Source organism: Fibrella aquatica (genome assembly GCF_041321135.1).
Classification (GTDB): domain Bacteria; phylum Bacteroidota; class Bacteroidia; order Cytophagales; family Spirosomataceae; genus Fibrella; species Fibrella aquatica.
Map to the genome: position 1 here is coordinate 798,505 of NZ_JBGGWF010000001.1, position 23,143 is coordinate 821,647.

Here is a 23,143-nt window from a genome sequence, read left to right on the forward strand (position 1 = left end):
ATCACCCAGTTGGAAGGCCTATCCGACCTGGTTTATAGAGCAGACGGCCCGCCCTCGAACGTGGGAATACAGAGAGGTAACTGGCATAGTGCTTGATAATCAGCTGTTTGCATGGCTTTCTCGAGGATGGGTAAATCGCGGGGGTGGTGCAGGTCTGATGAGACAAAGTCGACCAGACCGTTTTGAATGAGCGCCTGTGCCATTCGACGTGCTTCTGCCCCGTATCGGCCAGCAAGCGACATTAAATTGAGCTGCAACAGACAACCTTGTTGGCGAAGCTCGGCCAGTGACTCGGTTTTTCCCCGAAAATAAGGGTAGCGTTCCGGGTGGGCCAAAATGGGTTTGTAACCCTGCACCTGCATTTGAAAAGTCCAGGTGTTGAGTTGCCGGGGTAGGCTTGCCCAGCCCGTTTCGATGAGTACATACCGCTCAGCGCCAAACGAAAGCAGGTCATTTTCCTGTAATCGCTTCACAAACAATTCATCGACCATGTACTCGGCAGCAACGTCGAAGGTCAGGGGAATTTGTTCGGTTTCAAGCTGAGTACGTAGTTCTGCGGCTACATTGCGCAGTAAATCAGATGTATTTGGGTACATATCCTGACTAATATGCGGGGTAGTCACTACATGTTGAATACCCCACTTGGCAAACTGACGCAGGCAGGTCAGGGCGTCGTCGGTCGTTCGAATGCCATCATCTACATCGGGTAGAAGGTGACTGTGCATCTCTATAACGTACCCCGCCTTAACGGGTTGCGCCGTAGAAGAAGCTTGTTTCAGCCGGTTTGTGAATGTTTGCCAGAATGAAGCCAAAGGAATAATTGAGTATCGGTGGGTTACAAATTTGGGTCAATTGTCTGGGAAAGCTAGCCTATTTTTGTAAAAACTATGAGAGAACTACGAGCGCCTTACCCATTGACCCCGGAGCCGCAACCGTTGCGTTCGATGTTCCTGCTGTTTGGATTCATCATGCTGGGTATGACCCTTGGTGCCCTTGCCGCAGCCGGGGTTATTGGGGCACAAGCGGTGGCAACGGGTGGTACGGTCAATAGTGTCACGGAGTTGCTTCAAAACCCAACAACTATTCCCAATGGCTGGTGGTTGCTGATGATGGTACAGTTGCTGAGTCACATCTGTACGTTTCTGCTCCCTGCGCTTTTTTACTGGTACTTCATAGACAAGCGAGGAATTAACGATTTTAATGGTCAGCCTGTTCACCGGGTTGCTGGCTGGGGGCTGGTTGTGGTGCTTACCATTGCCTTCATGCCTGTCAACGGGCTCATCATCGAGCTGAACCAGATGCTTAAACTTCCTGAGTCGCTGGCCCCGCTGGAACGCTGGATGCGCGCCAAAGAAGACCAAATGGCCGAACTCACTAAATTTCTGACCACCTTCACCACCGTTCCGCAACTGTTGATGGCTGTGGTGACAATCGCGGTTGTGCCGGCAATGGGCGAAGAGGTGCTGTTTAGGGGCGTATTGCAACGAAAATTTATTGTCTGGACTGGTAACATACACGTAGGGATCTGGTTGGCGGCGGCTTTGTTTAGTGCTATACACCTTCAGTTCTACGGCTTTGTGCCGCGTATGTTGCTGGGGGCTCTATTCGGTTATCTCTATATTTGGTCTGGTAACTTATGGGCACCAATTCTGGCCCACTTTGTCAATAACGGATTTACGGTGGTACTCATTTTTCTACATCAGCGTCAATTAACAACCATCGATATCGACAATACCGAATCGGTCCCGCTATCAACGGCTTTACTGGGCACGGCTGTGTCGGTGGCCGCATTGCTCTATTTTAAACGAATGAATCGATCAGTTATCAGTTAACAGTAAACAGTTATCAGCGTTGCTTAGGACAATCAAGTTCGTAGTCCTTGCAACCCTGATAACTGTTTACTGATAATTGATAACTGATAACTGACTTATGACAACAGACTGGGAAAAAGTGCTGATGACGAAGCAAGCGTATCAGGCCGAACTGGCAAAAGCGCAGCTTGTTGAAAACGACATCGATGCCGTAATTATCAATAAACAAAGCAGTTCGTACCCCGAACTGTTTGGTAATTACGAGGTGTACGTCCCAACGAAAGATGCTATTATAGCCCGTATAATTTTAGATAATGAGACAACGATTAGCTGAGCTATCCAACCTACAGCAGCGCGTTATCGCGGCTATTTTCGGCGTAGCCGTCATTCTTTTTTGCATCAGTTACAGCGTGTATACGTTTGCGCTGTTATTTCTGGTTATCAGCGCTTTGGCGCAAATCGAGTTCTACCGGCTGCTCGGTCTCGATGGCAATCAGCCACTGACTTACTACGGAACGGTAGTAGGTTGTTTGGTCAGTATATTGACGTTTCTGGTCGAAATGAACTACGTAGCCGAATCGGCCTACTACCTCATTAGCCCGGCGTCGTCGATGATTTTTCTGATTAAACTGTATAAAAAGAAAGACATGAAACCGTTCACCAACATCGGTTTCACGTTTCTGGGTATCATCTACGTGGGCGTTCCTTTTGCCCTGCTCAACGTGCTGGCGCTTCGTACAGGTACGTATGAGCCCGATGTTATTCTGGGCTGTCTGTTCCTGCTGTGGGCTTCGGATATCGGCGCTTATTTTGCCGGTACGAAGTTTGGAAAACGAAAACTTTTTGAGCGGGTATCGCCTAAAAAATCGTGGGAGGGGAGTATTGGTGGTGCCGTAGCAGCAGGCATTGTGGCCCTGGCACTTACGTGGTATGCCCCTGTGCTCGATCCTTGGTTATGGTATTGCATCGGCGCTATCATTGTAGTCACAGGTACGTATGGCGACCTGGTAGAGTCGCTCTTTAAGCGGAGCATTGCCATCAAAGATTCGGGAACCAGTATCCCCGGTCATGGCGGCTTCCTCGACCGGTTCGATGGACTGTTGCTGGCCGCACCATTTATTCTGACTTTTCTGAAGCTGTTTGCATAGGCCATCTTAAACCTATAAGGTTTTTAAAAACCTTATAGGTTTGTCTACGATTGGTATTAATATTCGTTAAATTCTGGTGCTGACCAGCCTGTTGCAACCGTAGGGCCTATTACTTTGTTAATACCTGCAACAACCCCCTGTTCAAAATAGGGGTCTTCTTGTCAACCTCCCGCCGGTAAACTGTTAATTTTGTTGGGTAGGTTGCCTTTCCCCTTCCGATATGAATCGATTGATCAAACAATACAGTGCGTGGGCTGGCCTTGTGGCCCTTCTTTTCTGTCTGACCACCGATGGTCTGGCGCAGGGGCAGGGGGCTCAGATTACGTTTACAGGTATAATAACAGGGGGGCAAAACAATGAACCGCTGCCGCTGGCCCGCATCTTCATTCCCCGTGCAGGAAAGGGTGTACTGTCGGCTACCAACGGCTATTTTGCGTTGCCCGTTTATCCCGGCGATAGTGTGATTTTTAGCTATGTGGGCTATAAAACGCAGTATCATATTATTCCCCGCCGCCTTACAGAGCCTACGTACTCGGCGGTTGTGGCGTTGCAGGAAGACGTGAAGTTGCTCTCGGAAGTAAAGGTGTACCCGTATCCAACCGAAGAATTATTCAAGCAGGCATTGATTAATATGAAGTTGCCCGATCAGCGCGATCGTGATGCGCTGGCCCGAAATACCGACCCACAGGCGCTGTTGCGTGCTATGGCCGCTACACCGATGGGTGCATTGTCGAACCATCAGTACTTTATGAATCAGCAATTTTTGGGTCGGGAGTCGTTTGCCAATCGCGGCTCGGTTACCACGTTCCCATTCCTGAACCCCTTTGCCTGGGCCAACTTTATCAAGTCGGTAAAACGGGGTGATTTTAAGACCAAAGAATACCGACAGGGCCTCAACGGCGCACCCGCCGAAAACATCCGCCGCGATCAGATTCTTAGTAATTAAGGGTTAAGAATTAAGAGTTGGCTCTGCTTAGGAACGTACCTGAGCAGAGCCAACTCTTAATTCTTAACCCTTAACTCTCCACGTAATCCAGCTCCTTCCCGTAGGTTTCGCCGATGGCCCATAACGACCAGGCGCCTATAGCGAAGCAGACGAGGCCAACGAGTGCGGCCGAGCCAAGCGTGCCTAGAGCTGGTATCGTTTTCAGATACTGATAAGCCGGAATGCTGAGCAGGGTAGTGGCCCTCACATTGTTAGCCACGGAGGTGGTTGCCGTGGCGCGTAGGTTGGTGCCGAAGCTTTCGGCCGTGATGGTCAGGAACATGGCGATGTACCCGATGCCAAAGCCCATGCAGCCGCAGATGAGGTAGAACACTGTGGCTGAATTGACGGCTCCTGATAAGAAAAGTACGACAAAGGCCGCCGTGAAAGCCATCATCCAGCCAATGGCTGCTCTCCGTGATCGTAACCACTGACTGAAAAAGCCGCTGAAGAGATCGCCTGCCGCCATACCAATGTAGGTGTACATGACGCATTTGCCGGGGAAAATAGGTTCGTCGATGCCCAGCGCCTTACCAAATTCGTTGCCAAACGTGGCCAGCAAGCCAATGATGAAGTAGGTGGGAAGCGAGATGCCCATGCAGCGCAGATACCGCAGAAATCGGTCACGCTTGGTAAAGAAAGCCCCGAAGTTCCCCCGCCGAACCTCCGACTGAACCACGCCCTTATACATGCCTGATTCGAGTACACCGATCCGGAGCAGTAATAAAGCTAGTCCAAGTCCGCCGCCAATCAGGTACGTTAGTCGCCAGTTACCGGTTACCTGCACCGTCAGAAAAGCGGCCACGGCGCCCAATAAGCCAACACTGGCAACTACCGATGAGCCATAGCCGCGCAGGTGTCTGGGCAACACTTCGCTCACCAGCGTAATGCCTGCACCCAGTTCGCCCGCCAGGCCCAGCCCCGCCAGAAACCGAAGCCAGGCATACGTATCGGCTGATTGAACCATGCCACACGCCAGATTGGCCAGCGAATAGGTGATGATACTCCCGAACAAGACGGATAACCGCCCCCGTTTATCGCCCAGAATACCCCACAAAATACCACCCAGCAGTAAGCCAGCCTGTTGGAAATTGTAGATCCGGCCACCAACAAGCGAGACATCTTTCTCAGACAAACCGAGTTCGGTCAGGCTGGGTACGCGGACAATATTGAACAGCAGCAGGTCGTAAACATCAACAAAATAGCCTAATGCGGCCACCAGCACGGGTAAGGTGAGCACCGCACGAAGGGTAGGGGTGGGGGAAGCAGAGTGCATACGGATTACTGAAACGGCAGAGTGAAGAAGGTTAGTAGTCAATGAGCTTGTAAATGGCCGCATCTACTCAGCCGTTTCGTTGTCCAGATTAACAAGTCGCTCACGAATGACGATTTCAACGTAATGTCGGTTTCGACAGTAGGCTTGAAACTACCGTTCAATCAATCATTATTATTTATTTCTCATTTCACTTTGAGTTACAAAGTGAAATCTATTTACTTTGTAACTCAAAGTACTTTCAGCACAATGCTTTATCCGACTAAGTTTTTGGTAGAGCGTACTCTACCCACCGTAACACCGTCAACCGGGAAGGGGCTTATGGCCCTGACCCTACTGACGGGGGTGAGTTTCGTTCTGGTCACTACCCGCGGGGCACTGACCGGTAATTGGTGGTTCTTCATGTTCTTGATGTGGAACCTGTTTCTGGCCTGGTTTCCGCTGGGCATCATGCTGGTGCTTCGCGATCTGCGTCAGTCGGGTTTGCTGGGCCGAGGGCGGCTAAACCTGTCCGTATCGTGGCTGATGATGGGTGGCTGGCTGCTGTTTATGCCCAACGCGCCCTACATCATCACCGATCTTTTTCACCTGCGCATGACCGACCATGAACTGGTCTGGTTCGACACGCTGATGATCTTTATTGGTGCGCTGACCGGCCTTTTGGCGGGGCTCTACAGTACCTTGCTTGCCCACCGTACATTGCGCACCCTAACCGATTCGCTCACCGCCTGGGCACTGGTTCTGGCCTGTCAGGGATTGGCTGGCTTTGGTATCTATCTAGGGCGCTACATTCGCTGGAATAGCTGGAGCATAGTCACCGAACCTATGATTCTTACCCGTAGCTTGTGGGCGTCAATGCATAATCCGCTGGCTCAAAAAGTGGCGTTGACCTACGGGTTCGCGCTTGCCACGCTGTATGTTGCGTTTTACATATACGTTGACAATACAATGTCAGTAGTTTCCCGTCGGTAAGTTTGCGGTCTGAATAAGGCATGACAACGAGCGAATTGACAGCTACCCAACAATGATCGACGTCTTTAAATTTTTTCGAAGTATCCGCTTTGCCGTGCAGGGAATTATCGATCTGTTCCGGTTCGAGAATAATGCCAAAATCCATCTGCTGGCAGCTGTGCTGGTAATAGGGGCGGGTTACTGGCTAGGACTTTCAGCTATGGAATGGGCCATGGTGATTACCCAGATTGGCCTCGTTATGGCGGCCGAAGGGTTCAATACGGCGATCGAAAAGCTGGCTGATCGGGTCACTACTGAGCGCGACCCCCTGATCCGGGTGGCCAAAGACCTATCCTCCGGGGCGGTGCTGATCGTAGCTATCGTGGCACTGGTGGTTGGGCTGGTTATCTTTGTGCCCAAACTACTTGCCCTCAATCCGTTTTAATCGCTCTATTTAGCATATTCCTGCCATCTCACTACCTAAAAACCCGTGTTAATCGGTTTAATCCCTTAAATCAGCGTACCCATTTTCAATACTATGACCGAGTCGCGCGAACATCTACAAACCCTGACCGAGATCCGTGGTCTCATGGAGCGGTCGACCAAGTTCCTGTCGTTGAGCGGCCTGTCGGGCGTGTCGGTGGGAATCATCGCGCTGGGTGGGGCGCTGGTAGCCTATCTGCGGTTTCGGAAAGGCTGGTTTACCGTCTTCGATTCGGGACATTACCAGTCACTCACGCCCATGTCGCAACGGGAGTTGATCGACTTTCTGGCTGTCGACGCCGCGATTGTGCTGTCCCTGGCTTTGTTAGCAGCCTGGTACTTCACGTCCCGGAAAGCCCGTCGGCAGGGCCTGAGTATCTGGACGGCGGCCTCGCGGCGGATGATCTGGGCACTGGCGGTGCCGTTGGTGGCAGCGGGCATTTTCTGCATCGGCCTGATCTACCACCAACTGTTCTGGCTGGTTTGCCCCACCATGCTTACTTTTTACGGCCTGACATTACTCAACGCCAGCCGCTACACCTACCGCGATCTGGAGTACCTAGGCTTCTGCGAAATAGTCCTTGGCCTATCATCACTCTTCCTGACGGGCTACAGCCTGTTGGCCTGGACTATTGGTTTTGGCGTACTACACGTGGTATACGGCACCATGATGTGGCTTAAATATGATCGCCCCACGAACGGTCAGTCTGTAAACGCCCAGTCAACTGTATGACAAACGATGTGCTGTCCCGTTTCAATAAGGCTTTCGAAAGTAAAGCCCGCCTCAGCATCATGTCGGTGCTGATGGTAAACGACGCGGTCAGTTTTAACGAATTGAAAGAGTTACTTGGCCTTACCGACGGTAACCTGGCTACCCACCTGCGGGCATTGGAAGAACAGAATTACGTACTGGTTCAGAAACAGTTCGTTGGTCGGCGACCCAACACAACGTACCTGGCTACCGAGTCTGGTAAACAGGCATTCACCGATCACCTCAACGCCCTCGAAGCCTTCATTCGGGGAGCTATCTGAGGTTAGCTTGCTGATAATTAGTTAGTTAATATTAAGTGTGGTGTTGATGTAGTAGCAGTCAGCCCTTTTTCGTGTGCGTTCACGTCTTTTCACTTTGAAAAACAAAGTACTTTATGGATACCACATTTAGCCTAACCAACGTACCTGACACACAGGTGCCGCAATCACCGCTAAGCCCGCTGCCGGGCACCCGGAGTGATTTTCTGACCACCTGGAAGTCGCCCTTCGAGAACTCTGTTTTCCAGACCGGAATCCTGCTGCTGGTTTTTTCTGGTAGCGTTTTTCTGGCGCATGACTGGCGGGCAAGCGGTCCATCTCGTGAGCCGGATGGGATGATCTGGTTTGGCATCCACTATGTCGCCACCGTGATTTTTGGGCTATTGGTCGTTGCGAGTGGTGGTGTTGCCTATCTGGTGCGAAACGACCGGCGGCAGCAGGCGGCAACCTGGATATCGTTGCTAATTTGGTACCTGAGCGCCTTTGCCCTGAACCGGCAGATGGCTGTCTTTGAGCAGTCAATGCCCTGGCTGTGCTGGATAATTGTGGGCAGTGGTGCTTTGATGGTGCTTCATACCTGGGCCGATATGATGCCGCGCTGGGCACAGCAACTGCTTTACACCGGCCTGACGGGTGCTTTTCTGCTGTTTCTGTATCAGGCTGTTTACGTAGCGTCGCTGTATCCGATTAGCATTCCGGGCATGTTTGTGCTGGGCATCTCGTTCCATACGTTTATACCGGCGTTACTGGCCATTGTGACAGGTCGACAGCTATGGGTAGCTGCCCGAGAGCAAACGTACCTGCGTAGTGCAGTGCTTACGGGGCTGGCGATGTCAGTCTCGCTATTGCTCCTGTTCCTGTTTGCGTGGTACCGTACCAGCGAGCGCCTGAATCAGGTACGTATGGACTCGGCGCTGCGCCAAACCAGTGACCTGCCCGATTGGGTACAAATGGCGCAGAAATTAACACCTGGCCCACTGACTGACCGCATGCTAAAAGTAGGACTGGTGTACGGAACAGAACCCTGGGGCCGCTCGTTCAGCGAGCTAACGGCCCTCGACGATGTGCGGTTGCACGATCCACTGGTGGTTATTGCCCAGAATCTGTTTCCGGTTCAGGCTGTCACGGCCGACGAACGAACGAAGTTGCTACGGACGGTGAGTCAACAGCACTATGGTACCGAGAGCAAATTCTGGAGTGGCCGGAATCTGACTACGTCGCAACTGACCACGCAGGTACGTATCTGGCCGCAGTATCGGCTGAGTTATACCGAAAAAACGATCTGGGTTAAGAGTGCGGCGCAGTGGGGCGATCGGGAGGCGCTCTACACGTTTCACCTGCCCGAAGGGTCGGCTGTGTCGGCGTTATCGCTGTGGGTGAATGGCCGCGAAGAACCGGCACGATTAACCACGCAGGCCAAAGCCGATTCGGCCTATGCACAGGTGGTTGGTGTCGAAAGCAGGATATCGTCCCGCGACCCGTCGGTTGTGACGTGGCAGGAAGGAAACCGCGTAACGGTTCGGGTATTTCCGGTACCGGCAGGGGGCAATCGACAGCTGAAAATCGGTATCACGTCACCCCTCCGCTTCGATGGTGAAAAATTAACGTACCTGAACCCCTGGTTCGAGGGCCCTAACGCCAGTGGAGCCGACGAAACGTTAAAACTGACCTTCGACCGTGAACCAACGGCACTCGTGATGACCGGCCTATCAGGTTCGTTGGTAAATCGTGCACTCACGCAGTATCAGTCATACAAACCTGATTGGTCTGTACAAATGGACGCACCGCCGCTTGCCGCTGAGCCATTTCGGTTAGATGGGAAACAATACAGCATGGCGGCCTATACGCCACAGCATGAATCGTTTACGCCAGTCAACGTGTATCTGGATGTAAACGCTGCCTGGACATTTGAGGAGTTTAAAACTGCTTTCCTGGCGGCCAGTCGGCAAAAAACGGCGATTGTCTGGGTGTTCGACGACGGACTTCAACAACTGACGACAGGCGCCCTTCAGGCAACGTATGATCGGTTGGCGGAGCAGCGTTTTAGTCTGTTTCCGGTCTATCGCATTAGCCAGCCCGCTACGGCCCTGTTGGTTACTAAAGGCACGCTGGGCCCCGCGCTGAGTGATTTGCAGGGAAGTCCGTTCGCTGATCGCTTGTCGACAATGGCAACATTGCGTGAGCCAATCCGAACGTTCTGTTTGTCAGACAATGCCACGAATCAACTCTCGCCCTATCTGCAATCGCTTCAGGAACTGCGGGTGCTGAACGTGCAGTGGGGTAGTAGCAGTGACTACACAGAGCGGCTCATGAAAGCGCATACGTTCTCCACGAAACCAGAAACCGCCTATCGGGTAGTCATTGCCGAAACCGGCGTGGTGATTCGGGAAACGCCCGTCGAGTCAGGTAGCCCGCAGGCGGCTGGTATGGCGCCCGATCATCTGCTTCGGTTGTTTACCTACAACCAACTCATGCAGCGGGTGGGCCGTCAGTATTTCGACAAAGCGTATCGGAATAACGAAACGCTGGCCGGTTTGGCACAGGCAGGGCATGTGGTGTCGCCCGTGTCGAGTCTGGTTGTGCTGGAAACGCAGCACGATTACGACCGTTTTGGCATCAAAGCGGATAACAACGGGCTCGATAACGCAACGCTGAAGCAGGATGGTTCTGTACCCGAGCCCCACGAATGGGCGATGATGCTGATCATTGCGCTGCTGGTTGGCTGGTTCTACATCCGCCCCCGGCTCATGGTATGAGGTTGTGCCAGATTCTTTGGTAAACTACTGTTAGTTAGGGTACGACGCGCGAAGCAACACACCAATCATTGTACAGCAAATCAACTTAATAAATGCCTGACCTTCTGCTCATTCTAACTACTGCGCTGATCGTATTTGCCATGTGGCCGGGTCAGCCCAATCGGGTTGTGTGGTTGCTTCGGTTGCTTACACTTTTGCTGCTGTCGCCGTTGCTCAGGTACGTTGAAACCGTATTCGGCTTTGCTGTTCGGTTACGATTGAGCGACTGGGCCGGGCAGATGCTTCGTGGGGTGGGCGTTCCCGTACAAACGGAAGGAAATCTGCTGATTCTACACGGTCAGGAAATGGCCGTTGATCCGGCCTGCATGGGCTTACGCATGACCGGGCTGACGCTGCTGCTGGCCGTTTTCTGGTTGCTAGCCTATGAACGGCGGCAACTACGCACACTGGCAACAGGTTGGGTGCTGACCTACGGCTTTGTGGCCCTGACCCTGACGATACTTAGCAACCTGATCCGGATTGTTTTTCTAGTCCTGTTCAACCTTGGGCCCGACCACCCGCTCCACGAACTGGTTGGGCTATGTTGTGTGCTTGTTTATGCCTGGTTGCCGCTCTGGTGGCTGGCTCGCTGGCTACTTACCCGCTATGGCCAGCCCGACAAGCTACAGGAACGACTTGCGCGGGTGATCAACTGGAAAACTGGTATGGCACTTTTATTCGTGGGTACGTTCTGCGTTGCGTTCATACGGCCGTCCAGTCAACGGTATCCGGTTCCGCCGCGGGCTGGGTACGTTCGGCAAGTCACGTTGTTCGATTTCGTTCAATACAGCCGCCCCGGTCAGTTAATCTACGTAAAACCGCTTCCCGACTGGTACAGTGCCGAACACAGCCCCGCCGTTTGCTGGAAAGGGCAGGGCTACACGCTCCGACAGGTGCATGAGGTGACTGTTGCCGGTCAGCGTGTTTACAGGGGCGAACTACGAAAAGGGCATCAGCGGTTACAAACGGCCTGGTGGTTCACCAACGGACAACACCGCAGCATTGGTCAGCTAGACGTGCGGAGTCGGATGTTGCGGGGCGAACCCGTCTTTGCCCTGATCAACGTAACCGTTGCTGATCCAGGCACGTTGCCCGCTGCCGTAAAAGCATGGCAACGGGGCTTCTGACAGAAAATGCCTTACGCCTCCTTTCCTGTCCAGATTTCGCGGCTCCACTTGCGTTGGAACGGCCAATGACGATTGGTCAGGGCAAAGGGGCGATAAGCGTGAGCCTCTTTGGGTGTTTGCTGAAAATACTGATCGTCGTCGGTGAGGACCAGCCCCTGATACTGGCTACCGTCGCGGATGGTCAGGTCGGCGAACGGTAATTCGGGACGCCAGGTTGGGTGGGCGGTTGTCAGCACGTTTTTCAGCAGACCGCCTGCCTGTATACCCGTTACCTTGCGTGGCTGTGGTGTAAACCGCCCCTGCGACACGTCGAGGGCATATTGCAGGTAAGCTTTCAGCATGCGCGGGCCTTCATTGGCTGTGTTTTCTACCGATAATTGATCCGGGTTTACGCTGGTGATCAGGTAGGTACGTTCGCGGGCGCGGGTCACGGCTACGTTAAGGCGGTTCTCGCCACCCTGCATGTTCAGGCTCCCGAACTGCGCCGACAGTTTACCCCGTTCGTCGGGCGCGTACCCTACCGAAAAGATGATCACGTCGCATTCATCGCCCTGTACATTCTCGATATTCTTCACAAACCGGACCTCACTTCCGAGCGGGGTACCTCTGGTAGCGGTTTTGTCTTCCAGCAGTTCCTGAATAAACTGTTGTTGCTGAAAATTAAACGTGACTACCCCAATTGAACGGCCGGGTAACTCGCCCTGAAGCTGATCGATCAACGTCAATACGGCGGTGGCTTCAACCGGATTCGTGTTGTTAAGCCACGTGCCCTTCACGTTCATGTAGCGGATGCCCGGTTCGGGGTTGTTCACGTCCGCAAAATCGGGAAGAAGCGTGAGCATGTTGTTGTAAAAATGCTCATTCGAAAACGCAATCAGGTCTAGGCTCCGGCTGCGGTAGTGTCCCGTCAGCGACACCTGAGGCAGGTATTGCGCCGCCAGATCGAGTAATGATTCCACCTCCAGCATCACCGTCGAGGTTGTATCTTCCTCCTCTGGCGCGTCTGGCTCATCGGTGTCGAACCGGGCGCGGTACAGGTCGCTGGGGCGAAGTTGCTTACTATCGCCGGTGACTACCACCTGCTGGCCGCGAAGCATGGCGGGCAGGCCATTTTCGGCAAAACACTGCGAGGCTTCGTCGAAAATGACCAGATCGAACAGACCTTCCTGCATCGGGAATAGCGTCGATACCGACTCAGGCGACGCCATCCAGCAGGGAACCAGCCGAAACACCTCATCGGCATGCTGCTCCATCAGTTTACGGATGGGCCAGATGCTCCGTTTTTTCGTCACCTGATGCCGCAACTCGCGGTAGCTGACCAGGTTGTTGAGCCGATTAACCACCAACTCCTGATACGTTTGTTCGCGCAGTTTCAGCCCTAGAATGGCATGAGTAAGCGCCTGTTTCTGCCGAATGCTGTATTGAAGCGCCGCTTCATTCTGCACCATTTTCAACGACGAAACGCAGCGTAGTTCTGGGTGTTGCCGCTCAATGTCGTCGATCCAGGCCAGGCGCAACGCATTGTCGAAGTCGGCTACGCTGGTTATTCGTTTAGCCGCCGTACGTTCTGGTGCCGTAAACGAAGCCCAGATTCGATCCATCTCAATCAGGTTATCCGCATCCGTACGTACGGCCGCCAGCAGCGATGCTTTGTACGTCTGCGGGTCGACGGCGAGGGCGGCTAATTGCCCCGCCGTCAGGTACGTTTGCCATCGGGTTTGGCGGGCAACTACATCGGCCAGCAGAAACCGGATGTCCATCAGCCGTTGGCCAAATGAAGCGCCGGAAGTTTCGGTAGCAATCAATCGACACAGCGTTGGAAACTGGTCACGGAGACGTACCCAGAGGTCCTGAGCGTGCGAAACGGCCGTTTCCAGCGTTTCCAAGGCTTGTGTTGTCTGGGTCGGCGTTTGACTTACAATAGCTGTTCCGGCAAATTGTTGCCCGGTTTCGGCGGCCCGCGCTTCCCATGATTGGCGGTTTATCCAGCGCGCTTCGAGTTGCTGCAGATCGGCCAGCGACGTACCCAGTGCGTGTTCTTGCGCCAGTGTGCTCAGGTACGTTTTGTCCTTGTAAAACAGCCAGTTGAATACCGATTGCCGGGCGGTAATGCCCTGTTTAAGCCGGTCGGTCAGGCCATTGGTTTCGGCCGTTAACAGCATGCCGCGCGCTTCAATCTGGCTTAGGTCAGCTTTGTCTTGCGCAAACGTAGCAACCGCATTGTCGGGAAGCGCGCCTATGGCTATACGGGTCAGTACGGCCCACACCAGCGGGTCGCTTACAGCCTGCGCCAGCGCGTCGAGCTCGGTACGGTTCGGTGCGTATTGGCTCATCAGCTCCGTCCAGGAAACAGCTTGTCCAACCAACGTACCTGCCCGGTCAAGCAGGGGCGGTAATTCCTGTGCCGCTTCCTCAATCGTTTCCCGAAGTTCAACCAGGTCTTGCCCGTTAAATAGGGCAAAGCTAACCCGATCGGCAAACGGATGATCGGGGCCAATCCGGTCATTATAGGCCAGGTAATTACCCAACTGATCGCGGAACGGACCTAGTGAATCGAACCGAAAGGCCCGGTAGCAATCGGTCAGGTTTGGGCCGGGCAGGTTAGGATTGCTAGTCAGGTACAACTCCTTCACCGACACCCCGCAGATCGACGTATCGAACAGGGCGGTTTTGAAGGTCTGTAGCTCGCCCACCAGCACATCGATCCGGCGGCTTTCGCTATCGAATTCACGCTCCAGTAAGACGGCATCGAGGCCGTTGTTCTGCTGCCGATACCCTTCCACGGCGTCGATCTGGGCGGCAAGCTGGGCGTAGAGCGGCTTTCTGTCGTCCTGAAAATCATGGACCAGCGCCGCAAAGGCGTCCATGCCCACTTGTTTCAGCCGTTGATACACTACATCGAGGGCGGCGCGTTTCTGACACACCAGCAACACCCGCTTACCCTGAGCGGCGGCATCGGCCATCAGGTTAGCAATCAGCTGCGACTTCCCCGTTCCCGGCGGCCCCTGCACCACCACCGACTGTCCCGCTTTTACGGCCCGAATAGCCGCTTCCTGCGACGCATCGACGGGGAGGGGCAGGAGAAGAGAGGATTCTTTTAGGGGGGAGGAGGGGGAAGAAAGGGAGGAGAGGGGGGAAAGGGAGGAGGGGGAAGAAAGGGACGAAGGGGACGAAGAGGATTTATCCTCTCCCTCCCTCTCGTCCCTCTCGTCCCTTTCTTCCCCTTCTTCCCCTTCCTCCCCTTCTTCCCCCTTCTCCAACAACCTATCATAATCAGGTACCAGAAACGAACCGGCTTGGGGGAAAATGCCTAAGACTGCTTCGGGAACTAGTTTTAGTTCGCCAACGCCTTCCAGTTGGGTTAATGATTTGGCCGACTGTTTGTCGAATGGCAACAACAGGTTAGTGAAGTTCTGCGTGTTGAAGTTCACCTCGAACGGACTGCTCTTCAGCCAGTCGTACAACTGCATCCGAAATGAAAGCGGGTCTTTATCGAAGCCGTCAAAATCAGGATCGAGCCATTCGTCGGCTAGTTTTATGCCGTTGAAATAACTGTAGGCCAAGCCCATCGACTGGTTGAATACTACCGGTACGTCGCCCCGCCGTTCCAGTCGCCATTCGTTGCCTTCGGTAGTCAGATGAACCGGGAAAAAGAGAAGCGGGCCATGAACGGGCGTGCCATCGTTGAATCGACCGCGAACAAACGGCCAGCCTACGTACAGGTCTTCGGTACCGCGTTCTTCTTCAATGAACCGTTCGGTACGCGACAGTCGGCGAAGGCGTTTGCTAAGCGTGTTGGTGCGTTCGTCGCGCGGATCGGAAATGGCACAGATAGGAACGTGATTTTTCCGGGCCATTAGCCCCACCACCAACTCGAACGATGATTTGTTAAGGCGAAAATCGGCGTCGTGCAGGTCAACAAATTGATCGACGGGCAGACTGCTCAGCAACAGCGACCGGTTGCGGCTGCTCAGGTTCGTGAGGCGACGACGGTATGTTTTAAGAACGGTGGCAGAAAAATGCATTACGAATTACGATTTACGAAGTACGATTTACGATGTAGCTCTGCCCGATAAGCAACTATAATTTAGCAGCGCTACATCGTAAATCGTACCTCGTAAATCGTAATTAATTACGCTTCGATCTCTTTCTTCTCTGGGATCAGATACGAAGCGAGGATGCTCGTTGCCAGAATGCCCAGAATCACGTAGAGTGAGTAAGCGGGCTTGAAGCCAAGATCATGCAGTTGGGGTTCGAACAGCATTTTCAGACCAATGAATGTCAGCAGTACAGCCAGACCCGTTTTCAGGAAGCGGAACTGACTCATGATGCTCGACAGGAAGAAGAACATCGACCGCAGGCCCATGATGGCAAACACGTTCGAGAAAAAGACGATGTATGGGTCTTTGGTGATCGAGAAAATCGCCGGAATCGAATCGACGGCAAACACCAGATCGGTAAAGGCCACCACAATCACAACGATAAACAATGGCGTGACAAACAGCTTATTATCAGATTTACGACGGACAAAGAAGTGGTCGATCACGTTGCGCCGATACACGTTCATGTATTTCGACACAAACCTGACCACCGGGTGATTTTTGGTGTCGATCTTCTCGTCTTCGTCTTTCTGAAAAAACAGGCTAGCCCCCGTGTACACCAGGAAGGCGCCAAACACATACATGATCCAGTCAAAACGTTCGAGCAGGGCCGCACCCAGGAAAATGAAGATGAATCGTAGCACGATGGCACCCAGAATGCCCCACACCAGAATTTTCTTGTAGTACCGCTCCCGAACAGCAAATGAACTGAAGATGAGGATAAATACGAAGATATTGTCGGCCGACAGTGAATACTCAACCAGATAACCGGTGATGTATTCGAGGGCCATATTCTTCTGGAAAATATCGAGGTTTTCGGCGAACGTACCTGCGGTGAGCTGCACGTGACTGGCATAACGATCCCGGATTTCCTGAAGCCGGGCCATATCATCAATTCCGTGGACAAAATGCCCGTATTGACGCAGAAACAGGTAAAACAGGACTGATAGAACTACCCAGATGGCGCTCCAGGTAGCGGCCTCTTTAAAGCCAACAACGTGACTCTGTTGCGCCTTTTTCGACGCAAAGACGCCCAGATCGAGCGACATCACAAACAGGACAAACACGGCAAAGCCGGTAAAAAACAAAGTTTCGCTGGTGAACATAAGCAATGGATAACAGTCAGGATAACACGAAAGGGATTAAAATGGCTTCGCGTTTCACTGAAATAGGTATGCAAAGTTGCCAATGTTTTCGATGATTCGAAGTTGAAGCATGGTAAGTATGTAGCAGGGTTAAGGTTTATAATGACTCTCTAATCTGTTTGAGGCGATTAATGTACTTACGTATGATTAAATGTTATTATGAGTAATTATAGCTAGCAGTATAGTGCAAAATATACGCTGAGGTTGTTTATTGTAGCACTTTTCTTAAAACCTTATACTATTTAATCAGCTACGATGCGCTATTTATACCTTTTGGGGACTTTACTAACTATGTGCTCCATTCCCGGTTTGGCTCAAAAAATAGATTCAAACTATGTCGATGGCGAGATATATATAAAAGTCAAAAGGCTCACTAATCCCACAGAGGTCAAGACTAATTCATCGGTCAATCTTACCAGCGAATTGCCTTTTTTGGCGAAATACGCCTCAAAGTATTCCTTAGCAGGGGCACAGCAATCGTTTTATTTTGCTCGTACACAAACTATCCGTCAGGTATATCGAATCCGGTTAGCCGACCCGAAAATGGTGGCTAAGTTTATTGAAGACATGAGCCGTGAGAGTGATGTGGTGTATGCCGAACCTGTACCGCTGATGCGTGTGCGGGTAATTCCCAATGACCCTGCGGTAGCCTCTCAGCAATATGGCCTCAACCGAATTGCTGCTTATGAAGCCTGGAATGTCAGTCAGGGTAACGCAACTATAAAGATTGCCATCTGTGATAATGCCATTGACACCAACCATCCCGATTTAGTGGGTAACCTGTTGCCCGGCTACGATGTGGCCAACGGTGATACTAACCCCAACCCTCCGGATGTGACCATGAACCACGGCACACACGTTGCTGGCATTGCAGGAGCCGTAACCAATAATAGCATCGGTATTGCGTCGCTGGGTTTTAACAAAATAAAACTGATCCCGGTCAAATCGACCAGAGATGACGCTGGGCCATCGTCAATCACCCACGCCTACGAAGGGGTTGTCTGGGCGTCTCAAAACGGGGCTAATATCATCAACACGTCGTGGGGCGGCGGTGCTTTCTCACAAACGGCGCAGGATATTGCCAATGATGTGTTTAACCGGGGTATCATCTGGATCGCTTCGGCTGGTAACTCCGCCTCGACCTTACCCTCTTATCCGGCCGCGCTCAATAACATAATTTCAGTGGTCAGCACCAACTCGACCGATGCGCGAAGCTCGTTCAGTAACTACGGAACCACCGTTGATTTGTGTGCACCCGGCGATGCGATCTATAGCTCATTACCTGCCAATACATACGGAACATTTAGCGGTACATCTATGGCATCGCCTCTGGCAGCCAGCGTATTTGGGTACGTATGGTCAATTAATCCGACGTTAACAGCTACGCAGCTCATCAATCTTATAAAGAGTACCTGCGACAACATCGACGCGCAAAATCCGGGTGAAACCGGTTTGTTGGGCAGTGGCCGGGTCAACGCATTGAGGGCCGCCCTGCAAGCCTGCCCGAATCCTGCGCCCATTGCTATTTCTCCGGCCGGAAGCTCGGTTATCTGCGAAGGCACATCGGTAACGCTCACCGCCACATCGTTAGCCAATGGAACCTACCAATGGACTAAAGACAACTTGTTTGTGGGTGGAAACGCAACGACGCTCGTTGTCAATGAAACAGGTTCGTACGGGGTTGTCTTTCAGGGAGCAGACGGGTGCCCTTCGTCAGCCACTGCCGTTAATGTTACGGTGGTGCCACAAACATTGATGATCAGTACCAGCAAGCAGCCGGTGCTTTGTAATGCCGACTCGGTTGTGCTTACGGTGCCCGTGATGAGTGGCGTACCGGTTGAGTGGCGTCGTGATGGCGCATTGCTTGCCAATGCAACCAACAGGTACGTTGCCTCGATGCCGGGAACCTATACGGCCCGGCTCGATGTGCCCGGATCGGGTTGTGCTATTACCAGTGACCCGTTGGTGGTTGAGCGTATTCTGGTCGATACACAAGTGACCGCAGGGGGTAACACGCAGCTTTGCCCCGGACAGCGGGTCGATTTGCAGGTTGCTGCTGCTGCTGGGGCGGCCTATCAATGGCGGCGGGGCACAACCTTTGTTGGGTCTAACAGTAATGTGTTGCCCGTAACTACATCGGGGACTTATCTGGTTACGATTACCAGCGGGTTCTGTAGTTTCACATCGGCCCAAACGCTGGTTTCGGTGTTACCGGCCACGCTTAGTATAGCCACAACAAGGCCAACTACCTTTTGTCTGGGCGATTCAACCGGTCTGCGCACAACTGACGTGGCTGGCGTATCCTACTTTTGGCGGCGTAACGGTCAACACATCAGTGGTGTTACGTCGGCCAGTTACACCGCTCGTGATGCTGGTGAATACACCGTTGGCGCGTCCTTTACATTCTGTAGCACCACATCGCCAGCCATAAGCGTGTCGGTACCTGTGTACCGGGTGGGCATAAATGCCCCTCAAACCGTTGCCTGTTTGGGAACAGTGGTTTCATTATCGGCTACAGTCAGCCCAACCCCGGCAGGGGTAACCTACCAATGGTATCTGGGTGGCAACGCAATAAACGCGGCCACATCGTCGGTCTACAGCACTACGCAGTCGGGGAGTTATACGGTACGTATTCAGGCAAGTAATTGCCAGGCTCAATCGTCGGCGTCCACTATTAGTTTTTATGCTACTCAAACCACAGCGCCTGTCGTGCACAATACGTCGTTTTGCGGAGGCGACCCATCGGCCAGTGTGAGTGGTACGCTTGTGGCTACAACGGTAGCTTGCCCTGCCGGCCTGACCCAAACAGCTACGTATACCGGTGGTACAGTCGGGTACGATAATGGATATAGTAGTGGCGCAGACCCATCGGTCACCATTACAAATACGTCTGGTGCAATTCAACTTGAGGTATCGATTACCTGGGAAAAGAAAGACGGGTATTACGAGACATCCTGTGGCAGTCCGCATGAAGGGGGCTCGCCATTTAACAGCGAAACCCAATTTCGACTGCGGTCGCCGCAGGGAACCATCATAACGCTGATTCCCGGCAGTTTTCTTGGGGGAGACTATGGTGGTGTGGTAACAACCGTGTTCAGAGACGGGGCAACGCCAATTACGGCTGGTTCGCGACCAACTTCAGGTATCTTCAGCCCAACTCAGCCATTGGCTACGTTCAACTCCGAAAATCCAACCGGAGTGTGGACGTTATTACCTACCGATCTGTCAGGAGCAGATCCTTTATGTGTATCTGGTTTTTCCGTTAAAGTAGTTTCGCCGGGTGGCGGCGGAAACAGCCCGTCGGCCGTTTCGTGGTGGAGCGCCCCAACGGGAGGTACGTTACTGGGCACTGGCGCAGCATACTCGCCGGTTTCGCTATCCAATGCCTCGCAAACCGTTTACGCACAGGGCCTGTGTGCAGGCATGTGCCCCAGCTTGCGGGTAGCTGCCACGCTGACTTATTCGCCTATGCGGTCACTCCAATCGGGTAACTGGACAAACCCCGCTACCTGGACTTGTGGCCGAATTCCTACTGCCAGTGATGTGGTTCATATCGAAGCTGGGCACACAGTGACTGTTAACCAACCAGGGCAAGCCGCCAAACGTGTTGTTGACCGGGGTGGGCGTGTCTACGTACCAAACAATATGGCCCTGCGCATTAATCAATGAGGAATTGGTTAAGCGACCTGGGAAATATGTGCCCCTGATAGCTGTTTTGGCATGAAATTCGTGTTGTAGCTTTGTACTTATGTATAATGGTAAAAAAGTAGTGGTGGTGATGCCCGCCTACCGCGCCGCCCTGACCCTGGAACGTACCTACCGCGAAATCCCTTTCGATTTGGTCGATGATGTCATTCTGGTTGACGACCATAGCCCCGACAACACGGTGGAGGTGGCCAGAAATCTGGGCATCCGGCACGTTATCCGGCACGACGTGAACAAGGGCTATGGCGGTAATCAGAAAACCTGCTACAGCAAGGCGCTCGAAATCGGTGGCGACATCGTGATCATGCTGCATCCCGATTACCAGTACACCCCGCTACTGCTGACGGCCATGATCTCGATCATCGGGAACGGCCTCTACCCGGTCGTTTTCGCTTCCCGCATTTTGGGCAAAGGCGCGCTCAAAGGCGGAATGCCGATGTATAAATACGTAGCGAACCGGTTTCTGACCCTGACGCAGAATATTCTGATGAACCAGAAACTGTCGGAGTACCATACTGGCTACCGGGCGTTTTCGGGCGAGGTACTGCGGGCGCTTGACTTTACGCATAACGACGACGATTTCATCTTCGACAATGAGATGATCGCGCAGATTTTCTATAAAGGCTTCGAAATCGCCGAAGTCACCTGCCCTACCAAGTACTTCGAAGAAGCCTCATCCATCAATTTCAAACGCAGCTCCATCTACGGCCTCGGCGTCTTGAAAGTATCGCTCCTGTACCGCCTCACCCGTTGGGGACTCATCGACTGGAAAGTGTTGAAGTAAGGTTTAAACAGTAGACTTCAGAAATCTCCCAATAGCCTCTGCCACACCCGCTGCGTTAGTCGCGTGGATTTTATGATTGCCGGGTACGTTGACAAACGGCTCGTCGGGTGGGCCGATGACCCGGTCATGGGGATCGTGAATGCGGAGGTCGGGTAGGAGGGTGAGCGGGGGCGCGGCGTTGAAAATTAGTTCGTATTGCCAGATCATGTAGGCCGGGTTCATGTGCTGCACCCGATCCATCGCCGCCCGAATACGGGTGCGGGACTGCCGGAACGGATAGAGCCTTTTGGCGAGGCTGATGCAGACTGGATGTTGTACTACCCCGCTGTTGATGATCGCCCGAATTATCGTTAGCCGCCGGATGGGGGCTTTTATTTTGCGTTGGTCAGTCCACGAACTTAGCTGAATTACGCGGGCTCCGGTCAGTTCCTTCATATGTGCGGCCACCCAGCCCCCCATCGAATGGCCAATCAGTACATCGTATGGGCCAATCCGGTAGGCTTGCGCTACGCGTTCGGCTACGGTTCTGGCTGTTACCGGCTGGTTAGCGTCCCAGACATTGAAATCATCTTCCAGATTAATACAACGTGTTTTTGCGGGTGGCAACAGGGGCAGTAGCTCATCAAACGAAGCCGGCACATCGAGGTTACCGTGAATGAAAACAAGTCGTTTGATGGGCATGATAATCAGGTAACACTTGGCTTATTTCGGCAACGGTCTGGGTTCTGATCCAATCGGATGATTATTAATAGGCAACGTATCAGGTTGGCTATTGTAAGGTAATTTCCAGCGGGGGTGGGTAGTATAATCGTACCACCGCCAGAATTTTAACGGATTGATAGCGTCAACCCGGTATAAGACTGAATCTTTTTTGTAGTAAGGATGCTGACAATATTTATCAAATGCCGTGATTCTATCCTTGTACCGCCAGCCAAAGAACTCCCATTCTTCAATCCATTGGCCGTATCTAGTCACGTAGAGAAAATGGTTCAATTGAGTATTTATAACTTGTCTCCCGTACGGCAGGTTTGGTAGTGTAAATACCACTATCAAGGCAACATACCGCTTTTTTAAGCGCGGAAGTGCCTCGTGCCATTTCTTGGTTTTCATACGGCTACAGTTGTAAGTTCAGTTTTGTCGTCACTCTGTTGAGTTTTTGAACGAGACAAAACAAGTCATCTACAACCATGTTTCTCTTGACATATATCAAGAATGTACCCAGCTATTTCCGCTTTCGCAGGCGGCTGACGGTTTCGGGGGTGACGCCCAGATAGCTGGCGATATGTTTCAGCGGAGCCTGTTTGAAAATGGCTGGGTACGTTGCCAGTAGCAGATCATAGCGTTCGGCGGCGGTATGCATGCGTAGCTGAAATAGGCGCTCTTCGCTTAGGGCGTAGTATTTTTCAACCAACTGTCGGCCAACGGCATTGAACGACGGGTGCTTCTGGTACAACTCCTGAAGATCGGTGTACGAAATCTTGACCAGTTTACAGTCGGTCAGGGTCTGAATGTATTCGTAGCTGGGCTTTTGCTCGATGAAACTGCGCACCGAAATAATGAAATCGTGCTGACCCATAAACCAGGCAGTGACTTCCCGGTCGTCTTTGTAGTAAAAAGCCCGCGCGGCTCCCTCGGTAATGAACCACACGTTGTGGCAAACCCGACCGGCTTCGAGCAACATGGTTCCTTTCGGCGTTTGCTGCACCGAAATCGCCTGTTCCACATCGGTCAGCACATCGCTCGATAGGGGTTCAATAGCCGATACGAGATCGAGTAAAAGTTGCTTCGGTAAGATACTCATTGGCAC

At 52.6% G+C, this 23,143-nt stretch carries 19 protein-coding genes; 12 read left to right on the forward strand and 7 right to left on the reverse strand.

Going from position 1 to position 23,143, the window contains the following annotated elements:
- Positions 1 to 32 precede the first annotated feature (32 nt).
- Positions 33 to 812, reverse strand: coding sequence for a tyrosine-protein phosphatase (locus tag ACAW87_RS02995; protein ID WP_370721658.1), 780 nt, complete (start codon positions 810 to 812; stop codon positions 33 to 35).
- Between the two features lie 75 nt (positions 813 to 887).
- On the opposite strand from ACAW87_RS02995, the gene ACAW87_RS03000 reads away from it, so the two are divergent.
- The 4 genes from ACAW87_RS03000 to ACAW87_RS03015 all read left to right on the forward strand — a co-directional run bounded on the left by ACAW87_RS03000 (position 888) and on the right by ACAW87_RS03015 (position 3,905).
- On the forward strand, positions 888 to 1,832 hold the full coding sequence (locus ACAW87_RS03000) for a CPBP family intramembrane glutamic endopeptidase (RefSeq protein WP_370721659.1): 945 nt from the start codon (positions 888 to 890) through the stop codon (positions 1,830 to 1,832).
- Positions 1,833 to 1,929: 97 nt separating this feature from the next.
- A complete protein-coding gene (locus tag ACAW87_RS03005) occupies positions 1,930 to 2,145 on the forward strand; it encodes a putative signal transducing protein (protein WP_370721660.1) in 216 nt (71 codons plus the stop codon).
- The gene (locus tag ACAW87_RS03010; protein ID WP_370721661.1) at positions 2,126 to 2,959 is read left to right on the forward strand and encodes a phosphatidate cytidylyltransferase; all 834 of its coding nucleotides are present in this window, start codon (positions 2,126 to 2,128) and stop codon (positions 2,957 to 2,959) included. The genes ACAW87_RS03005 and ACAW87_RS03010 overlap by 20 nt, the downstream gene beginning before the upstream one ends.
- Before the next feature lie 220 nt (positions 2,960 to 3,179).
- Entirely contained in the window at positions 3,180 to 3,905 is a 726-nt protein-coding gene (locus tag ACAW87_RS03015; RefSeq protein ID WP_370721662.1) for a carboxypeptidase-like regulatory domain-containing protein, read from the forward strand.
- 70 nt (positions 3,906 to 3,975) lie between these two features.
- Here ACAW87_RS03015 and ACAW87_RS03020 read toward each other — a convergent pair whose 3' ends face one another.
- Positions 3,976 to 5,220 (reverse strand): MFS transporter, encoded by a 1,245-nt coding sequence (locus tag ACAW87_RS03020; RefSeq protein WP_370721663.1) that lies wholly within the window; start codon positions 5,218 to 5,220, stop codon positions 3,976 to 3,978.
- A gap of 246 nt (positions 5,221 to 5,466) precedes the next feature.
- On the opposite strand from ACAW87_RS03020, the gene ACAW87_RS03025 reads away from it, so the two are divergent.
- From ACAW87_RS03025 to xrtN, 6 genes are all read left to right on the forward strand, one after another.
- Positions 5,467 to 6,189 (forward strand): DUF1361 domain-containing protein, encoded by a 723-nt coding sequence (locus ACAW87_RS03025; RefSeq protein WP_370721664.1) that lies wholly within the window; start codon positions 5,467 to 5,469, stop codon positions 6,187 to 6,189.
- Between the two features lie 52 nt (positions 6,190 to 6,241).
- Positions 6,242 to 6,613, forward strand: a complete 372-nt coding sequence (locus ACAW87_RS03030; protein WP_370721665.1) for a diacylglycerol kinase — start codon at positions 6,242 to 6,244, stop codon at positions 6,611 to 6,613.
- Between the two features lie 93 nt (positions 6,614 to 6,706).
- Complete coding sequence (locus ACAW87_RS03035) at positions 6,707 to 7,384, forward strand: hypothetical protein (RefSeq protein ID WP_370721666.1); 678 nt, start codon at positions 6,707 to 6,709, stop codon at positions 7,382 to 7,384.
- Complete coding sequence (locus ACAW87_RS03040; RefSeq protein ID WP_370721667.1) at positions 7,381 to 7,683, forward strand: winged helix-turn-helix domain-containing protein; 303 nt, start codon at positions 7,381 to 7,383, stop codon at positions 7,681 to 7,683. Before ACAW87_RS03035 ends, ACAW87_RS03040 begins: the two co-directional genes overlap by 4 nt.
- A gap of 113 nt (positions 7,684 to 7,796) precedes the next feature.
- Positions 7,797 to 10,436: an XrtN-dependent VIT domain-containing protein gene (locus ACAW87_RS03045; protein WP_370721668.1), complete on the forward strand. Its 2,640-nt coding sequence runs from the start codon at positions 7,797 to 7,799 to the stop codon at positions 10,434 to 10,436.
- Positions 10,437 to 10,528: 92 nt separating this feature from the next.
- Positions 10,529 to 11,602, forward strand: a complete 1,074-nt coding sequence (gene xrtN, locus ACAW87_RS03050; RefSeq protein WP_370721669.1) for an exosortase N — start codon at positions 10,529 to 10,531, stop codon at positions 11,600 to 11,602.
- 11 nt (positions 11,603 to 11,613) lie between these two features.
- On the opposite strand, the gene ACAW87_RS03055 is transcribed toward xrtN, so the two are convergent.
- Together ACAW87_RS03055 and ACAW87_RS03060 are read right to left on the reverse strand one after the other, a co-directional pair.
- Positions 11,614 to 15,627 (reverse strand): AAA domain-containing protein, encoded by a 4,014-nt coding sequence (locus ACAW87_RS03055; RefSeq protein WP_370721670.1) that lies wholly within the window; start codon positions 15,625 to 15,627, stop codon positions 11,614 to 11,616.
- Between the two features lie 107 nt (positions 15,628 to 15,734).
- Positions 15,735 to 16,808 carry a TerC/Alx family metal homeostasis membrane protein gene (locus tag ACAW87_RS03060; RefSeq protein WP_370721671.1) on the reverse strand — a complete coding sequence of 358 codons (1,074 nt, stop codon included), beginning with the start codon at positions 16,806 to 16,808 and terminating at the stop codon, positions 15,735 to 15,737.
- Between the two features lie 330 nt (positions 16,809 to 17,138).
- Here ACAW87_RS03060 and ACAW87_RS03065 point away from each other — a divergent pair, with 330 nt between their 5' ends.
- Entirely contained in the window at positions 17,139 to 20,516 is a 3,378-nt protein-coding gene (locus ACAW87_RS03065; protein ID WP_370721672.1) for a S8 family serine peptidase, read from the forward strand.
- Positions 20,517 to 20,595: 79 nt separating this feature from the next.
- Positions 20,596 to 21,336, forward strand: coding sequence for a glycosyltransferase family 2 protein (locus ACAW87_RS03070; protein WP_370721673.1), 741 nt, complete (start codon positions 20,596 to 20,598; stop codon positions 21,334 to 21,336).
- A gap of 3 nt (positions 21,337 to 21,339) precedes the next feature.
- On the opposite strand, the gene ACAW87_RS03075 is transcribed toward ACAW87_RS03070, so the two are convergent.
- From ACAW87_RS03075 to ACAW87_RS03085, 3 genes are all read right to left on the reverse strand, one after another.
- Complete coding sequence (locus ACAW87_RS03075) at positions 21,340 to 22,017, reverse strand: alpha/beta fold hydrolase (RefSeq protein WP_370721674.1); 678 nt, start codon at positions 22,015 to 22,017, stop codon at positions 21,340 to 21,342.
- 21 nt (positions 22,018 to 22,038) lie between these two features.
- On the reverse strand, positions 22,039 to 22,446 hold the full coding sequence (locus ACAW87_RS03080; RefSeq protein ID WP_370721675.1) for a hypothetical protein: 408 nt from the start codon (positions 22,444 to 22,446) through the stop codon (positions 22,039 to 22,041).
- A 112-nt stretch (positions 22,447 to 22,558) separates the two neighbouring features.
- Positions 22,559 to 23,137: a Crp/Fnr family transcriptional regulator gene (locus ACAW87_RS03085; RefSeq protein ID WP_370721676.1), complete on the reverse strand. Its 579-nt coding sequence runs from the start codon at positions 23,135 to 23,137 to the stop codon at positions 22,559 to 22,561.
- Positions 23,138 to 23,143: the final 6 nt, after the last annotated feature.

What these genes read in the sequence shown, in the direction of transcription:
- ACAW87_RS03000 (WP_370721659.1), top strand. Translation starts at nt 888, where the DNA reads ATGAGAGAACTACGAGCGCCTTACCCATTGACCCCGGAGCCGCAACCG.
- ACAW87_RS03005 (WP_370721660.1), top strand. Translation starts at nt 1,930, where the DNA reads ATGACAACAGACTGGGAAAAAGTGCTGATGACGAAGCAAGCGTATCAG.
- ACAW87_RS03010 (WP_370721661.1), top strand. Translation starts at nt 2,126, where the DNA reads ATGAGACAACGATTAGCTGAGCTATCCAACCTACAGCAGCGCGTTATC.
- ACAW87_RS03015 (WP_370721662.1), top strand. Translation starts at nt 3,180, where the DNA reads ATGAATCGATTGATCAAACAATACAGTGCGTGGGCTGGCCTTGTGGCC.
- ACAW87_RS03020 (WP_370721663.1), bottom strand. Translation starts at nt 5,220, where the DNA reads ATGCACTCTGCTTCCCCCACCCCTACCCTTCGTGCGGTGCTCACCTTA.
- ACAW87_RS03025 (WP_370721664.1), top strand. Translation starts at nt 5,467, where the DNA reads ATGCTTTATCCGACTAAGTTTTTGGTAGAGCGTACTCTACCCACCGTA.
- ACAW87_RS03030 (WP_370721665.1), top strand. Translation starts at nt 6,242, where the DNA reads ATGATCGACGTCTTTAAATTTTTTCGAAGTATCCGCTTTGCCGTGCAG.
- ACAW87_RS03035 (WP_370721666.1), top strand. Translation starts at nt 6,707, where the DNA reads ATGACCGAGTCGCGCGAACATCTACAAACCCTGACCGAGATCCGTGGT.
- ACAW87_RS03040 (WP_370721667.1), top strand. Translation starts at nt 7,381, where the DNA reads ATGACAAACGATGTGCTGTCCCGTTTCAATAAGGCTTTCGAAAGTAAA.
- ACAW87_RS03045 (WP_370721668.1), top strand. Translation starts at nt 7,797, where the DNA reads ATGGATACCACATTTAGCCTAACCAACGTACCTGACACACAGGTGCCG.
- xrtN (WP_370721669.1), top strand. Translation starts at nt 10,529, where the DNA reads ATGCCTGACCTTCTGCTCATTCTAACTACTGCGCTGATCGTATTTGCC.
- ACAW87_RS03055 (WP_370721670.1), bottom strand. Translation starts at nt 15,627, where the DNA reads ATGCATTTTTCTGCCACCGTTCTTAAAACATACCGTCGTCGCCTCACG.
- ACAW87_RS03060 (WP_370721671.1), bottom strand. Translation starts at nt 16,808, where the DNA reads ATGTTCACCAGCGAAACTTTGTTTTTTACCGGCTTTGCCGTGTTTGTC.
- ACAW87_RS03065 (WP_370721672.1), top strand. Translation starts at nt 17,139, where the DNA reads ATGTGCTCCATTCCCGGTTTGGCTCAAAAAATAGATTCAAACTATGTC.
- ACAW87_RS03070 (WP_370721673.1), top strand. Translation starts at nt 20,596, where the DNA reads ATGTATAATGGTAAAAAAGTAGTGGTGGTGATGCCCGCCTACCGCGCC.
- ACAW87_RS03075 (WP_370721674.1), bottom strand. Translation starts at nt 22,017, where the DNA reads ATGCCCATCAAACGACTTGTTTTCATTCACGGTAACCTCGATGTGCCG.
- ACAW87_RS03080 (WP_370721675.1), bottom strand. Translation starts at nt 22,446, where the DNA reads ATGAAAACCAAGAAATGGCACGAGGCACTTCCGCGCTTAAAAAAGCGG.
- ACAW87_RS03085 (WP_370721676.1), bottom strand. Translation starts at nt 23,137, where the DNA reads ATGAGTATCTTACCGAAGCAACTTTTACTCGATCTCGTATCGGCTATT.